Genomic DNA, 4,912 nt, shown 5'->3' with positions numbered 1-4,912 from the left:
TTCCTCCCTGCTCGCCAACTAGCCCGCCAAATTTTGTTGATCGGACTGAGTTCTGCTGGATTGCTCCTCGTCGCCGTATATCTCCTCTCTCGACGTATTACCCAGCCGATCATGGCGATCGCCAATACTGCTATTCAACTGGCAGACGGAGATCTGTCCCTGAAAGCTCCAGTGTTAACAGACGATGAGATTGGGCTACTGGCCCGCGCCTTTAATCAGATGACGGGGCAATTGCGAGACTCGAACCAGCAGATGGCGGAGTATAGCTATACCCTGGAACAGCGGGTTGCAGATGCCACACACGATCTACAGGATACCTTAATTTACTTATCCTCAATTATTGACAATATGGCCGACGGGCTGCTGGTCACCGATATTTATGGACGTGTGACCCGCTATAACCCAGCATTGCTAAAAATGTTTAGCCTGTCTGCGGAAGAAGATATTGAGCATAAGTCCTGTGAGACCCTCCTAGGCGATGATGTAGCAGACCTAGTTCGAAACACCATGCGATCGCCCCAAGATGTATGGACAACAGAGCTGGATCTGGGAGGAGGACGGGTGGGTAAGGCATCCGCAACGGCGATTCTCAGACCCGCTAGCAGTGAGTCTGAGAATGGTAAACCTGAGAATGGTAAATCTGAGAATGGCAAATCTGAGAATGGCAAATCTGAAATAACAGATATTCCTGGCGTTGCTACGGACTATATTGGTGCCGTCATCCTAGTGCAGGATATTACCTCCGAGAAAGAAATCGATCGCATGAAGACCGATTTCATCTCCACCGTGTCCCATGAGCTGCGGACACCCCTCACCTCGGTGCTAGGATTTGCCAAGATTATTAAAAAGAAACTCCAGGATGTTTTGCTGCCGTTAGTGCCCGAGGGCGATCGCAAGGTCGAACGGACAGCCCGCCAGGTGGGGGACAATATCGACATCATTGTGTCTGAAGGAGAGCGCCTCACGGCATTAATTAATGACTTACTTGACATCGCCAAAATGGAAGCGGGTCGAGTAGATTGGAATATGCAGCCGCTGCGGATTGATGAACTGATGGATCGGGCGATCGCAGCCACCACGTCTCTATTTGAGCAAAAGTCGCTGGATCTGCAGCGCGATATTGAGCCAGATTTGCCCATGGTGCAGGCCGATGGCGATCGCATTATTCAGGTGATCATCAACCTTCTCTCCAATGCGGTCAAATTCACCCCCGCCGGGGTAGTGCGCTGTCAGGCTAGACAGGAGGGCGATCGCTTGGTGGTGGGTATTACCGACAGTGGCATCGGCATTGCGCCCGAAGATCAGCCTAAGGTGTTTGAAAAATTCAGGCAGGTGGGCGATACCCTCACCGATAAGCCCCAGGGGACGGGTCTCGGACTACCCATTTGTAAGCAAATTGTTGAACACCACGCCGGGGAGCTGTGGGTGGAAAGTGAACTAGGCCAGGGTAGTACGTTCTACTTCACCCTGCCGCTTTTAGAAGATGCCGTTTCTGATTCTGAGGAGAGCGATCGCCCCTTAGTGAACCGGGATGACCTTCTAAAGCAGCTCAAAGCCTACCTGCCCCAGCCTTCTAGCCTAACGCCTGCTGCCAAAAGCGTCTTGGTGGTGGATGATGATGCCAACATCCGTAACCTGTTGCGCCAGGAATTGGAAGCGGAAGGCTATGAGGTGCAAGAAGCGGAAAATGGTGAAGAAGCGATCGAAAAAGTGCGTAGTTTTTGCCCTAGTTTGATCATCTTAGATATAGTGATGCCAGGGGTAGATGGTTTTCAGGTTGCCGAAACCCTCAAAAGCGATCCTCAAACCTCGCGCATCCCCATCATCATCCTGTCCATTTTAGAAGATCGCGAGCGTGGCTACCGCCTAGGTGTCGATCGCTACTTTACAAAACCGCTAGAGGTCAGCGATCTCATCCATGAGGTTGATCGGCTAGTTTCCTATGGTGCATCCCAGAAAACCGTTTTGGTTGTCGATGACGATGTATCCACAACGAGTGGGCTGGTGAGCGCTCTGCGCACCGGTGGATATAATGTTCAGGTTTACAACCGCCAAGAGTTTTTAAGTCAGGTGGTTTTAGCCAAGCCGGACATGATGATCGCCAGCATCACGGATGCGGAGCAGCACGATATCCTCAAGCGCTTTCAGTGGGAAAAAGGAGCCGAAAATCTATGCTTTTTCTTGCTAGCTGATCAGCCACTGGACGAGTTACCCCAGCATTCATCCTAGCTCTAAGATTCTTGATGTCATGACACAAAAAATTCTCATTGTGGACGATGAGCCCCATATTCGGGCTCTGATGGAACAAACCCTAGAAGACTTGGAGGATGAAGGGGTAGAACTGTTGACAGCAGGTGATGGGCAGCAGGCTCTAGACCTAATTCGCCGTGAATGCCCTCAGCTCGTCTTTTTAGACGTCATGATGCCCAAGATGAATGGCTATGAGGTTTGTGCGGCTGTTAAGCAAGATAGCAATCTTCGTAACACCTACATCATCATGCTGACGGCCAAAGGGCAGGAAATTGATAAGCAGAAGGGTGAGAACATGGGTGCAGATATCTACATGACGAAACCCTTTGATCCAGATGAAATTTTACAAAAATCCCAGCAAATTTTAGGTTTATAAGCCCATGGCGGAAATTCGGCTCCGATCTATCTTACGCAAGGAGCTCTTGCCCTTAGCGCAGCGCATTCTGCAGATCAGCCATCTCCCTCTAGCGGTTTATGATGTCCAGGGTAATGTGTTGGCGGGTGAAGATGGCCAAGTAGAGGCTGACCGCTATGCGATCGCTGTTGGTGAGGAAACGTTGGGTTGGGTGCAGGGCGGTGAAGAGGCCGCGCCCTTAGCGTCCCTACTCTCCGATCTGGCTCTGCGCGCTGTGGAAAAGAAAACCCTGGCCAATGAGGTATTAGATCGATATCGAGAAATTAATCTGCTCTACAACATCGCGGCAAAGTTAACCCATTGTCGAGAAGTGTCCACCGTTGCCACGGTTGCCCTAGAGGAAGCGCAGCGGTTGATTTATGGCACCAGTGCTGTGTTGATGCTGCTGAATCCTGAAACCCAGGTCTTGGATCTGCAGCTCATGGTGGGGGATCCGGCAGTCGCGGAACCTAAGACGGCCTTGGGAGAGGGGATTGCTGGCTATGTAGCCAAGACGGGGATCTCCGAAATTGTCAATGATGTGGTCGCTGATGTGCGCTATGGGGAGGTTGTCCCTGGTATTCGATCGCTCCTTTGTGCGCCCATGAAGGCCCTGGATCGGGTCATTGGGGTGATTAGCATCCATCACTCGGAGTTGTTTACCTATACCGCAGCGGATTTGAAGCTGCTGACAGCGATCGCCCTTCAGTCTGCCCCGGCGATTGAAAATGCGCTGTTCTACCAACGGCAAATGGAGGCCGCTCGGCAGCGAGAGGCGAAGCTGCAAGAGCAATTGCAGGAGTTGCGCATTGAGGTGGATGAGGCGAAGCGGGCTAGCCAAGTGGCGGAAATCACCGAGTCGGATTTCTTTGTGCGGCTGCGGCAAAAGGCCAAGGATTTACGGCAGCGGCGGTAGACTTCAAGGCTGTGGCAGAACCCCAATATCTGTAGTTCCCTTGCCAAGGGGGCGGCGAAGCGGGGAATTGAATGCAGGATATCCCAGTATATGACCTTTCAACCGGACTCAACATCACAAGGGGATGCTTGAACTGAAGGAGATGTTGGGATAATGGAGAGACTCGGCTTCAACGTCATGCAGGGGGCCGTCACATGTGTCAGGAGGTAGGGAGATGACGATTGCCGTTGCAAAGATGACCTTTGAGGAATTCCTATCCTATGACGATGGAACGGATAACTGGTATGAACTAGAAAATGGGGACTTGATTGCGATGCCTGCTGAGAGTGAACTTAACCGCCGCATCGCAATGTTTTTGGTGGCGACGTTCCTGAAGCTGGGGATTTCATTTGATCGCCTGTCAATGAAGACAAAGGTTGCGGTGAGTAGCACTCGCCTATCCGTGCGTGTCCCCGATCTGGTGATCTTCTCAGACGAGGGAGTTGCTGCATTAGCAGGAGCCAGTCGATCGCTCGTCTTGCTCGATATGCCGCCGCCGCTGTTGGTGGTTGAGGTGGTCAGCCCAGGGCAGGAGAATCGGGATTATCGCTACAAGCGATCGGAGTATGCCGCACGGGGCATTGCTGAATATTGGATTGTAGACCCGATGCAGCAGCGGGTGACGGTGCTGGAGTGGGTGGAGGGACTCTATGAAGAGGCGGTATATTCTGGGGATGAATCTGTGGTCTCGCCACTGCTGGGCAATCTGAACCTAACAGCCACCCAGGTTTTGCAGGTGGGTTGACTAGGGTGCCCTTCGGCTTCATATAGCACTACCCAATCTCTCCTGTGCCCAATCCCGTAATTGTTCATCTCCATCATGTTCAGCTCTATCGCGCAGCAGCTCCATGATATTCGGGGCAGTCGGTGCTTGGCGGAGCAGGGCTTCGAGGGCAGTTAGGCGAGGATTGTCTTGAAAACGGCTTTCACGTTTAAAGGGATCTTGCATCGCGACTTGTAACAGCAACTGAATGACCTCGGGGTCGTCTTTCCATCCTTGGGCGATCGCCGCTGCCGCCGCACGGCGCACCTGCCAAGCGTCATCTTGTAGAACACGGTCTTTGAGCATGGGCAGGGTATCGGGATCGTCCTTCCACCCTTGGGCGATCGCTTCCACTGCCGCACTGCGCACAATCCCATAATCATCCTGTAGAACGCGGTCTTTGAGCATAGGAAGGGTATCGGGGTCGTCTTTCCAGTCTTGGGCGATCGCCCTCACCGCCGCACTGCGTACCTGCCAATGGTCATCCAGTTGCACGCGGTCTTTGAGCCAGGGAAGGGTATCGGGGTCGTCTTTCCAGTCTTGGGCGATC

Annotated in this window: 5 protein-coding genes; 4 read left to right on the top strand and 1 reads right to left on the bottom strand. The window is 52.6% G+C overall.

The window, feature by feature from the left end:
- The 4 genes from V6D20_11060 to V6D20_11045 all read left to right on the top strand — a co-directional run.
- Positions 1–2,229 (top strand): ATP-binding protein (locus V6D20_11060; GenBank protein ID HEY9816321.1); only part of this gene is annotated, 2,229 nt, incomplete at its 5' end.
- Positions 2,230–2,248: 19 nt separating this feature from the next.
- Positions 2,249–2,626 carry a response regulator gene (locus V6D20_11055; GenBank protein ID HEY9816320.1) on the top strand — a complete coding sequence of 126 codons (378 nt, stop codon included), beginning with the start codon at positions 2,249–2,251 and terminating at the stop codon, positions 2,624–2,626.
- A gap of 4 nt (positions 2,627–2,630) precedes the next feature.
- Entirely contained in the window at positions 2,631–3,560 is a 930-nt protein-coding gene (locus V6D20_11050; protein ID HEY9816319.1) for a GAF domain-containing protein, read from the top strand.
- 214 nt (positions 3,561–3,774) lie between these two features.
- Entirely contained in the window at positions 3,775–4,344 is a 570-nt protein-coding gene (locus V6D20_11045) for a Uma2 family endonuclease (protein HEY9816318.1), read from the top strand.
- Positions 4,345–4,362: 18 nt separating this feature from the next.
- Here the strand turns inward: V6D20_11045 and V6D20_11040 are convergent.
- Positions 4,363–4,912, bottom strand: a 550-nt coding sequence (locus tag V6D20_11040) for a HEAT repeat domain-containing protein (GenBank protein HEY9816317.1), incomplete at its 5' end; no start/stop codon positions are given.

Source organism: Candidatus Obscuribacterales bacterium, from assembly GCA_036703605.1.
Classification (GTDB): Bacteria; Cyanobacteriota; Cyanobacteriia; order RECH01; family RECH01; genus RECH01.
This window is presented reverse-complemented; position numbering and strand designations above follow the sequence as displayed.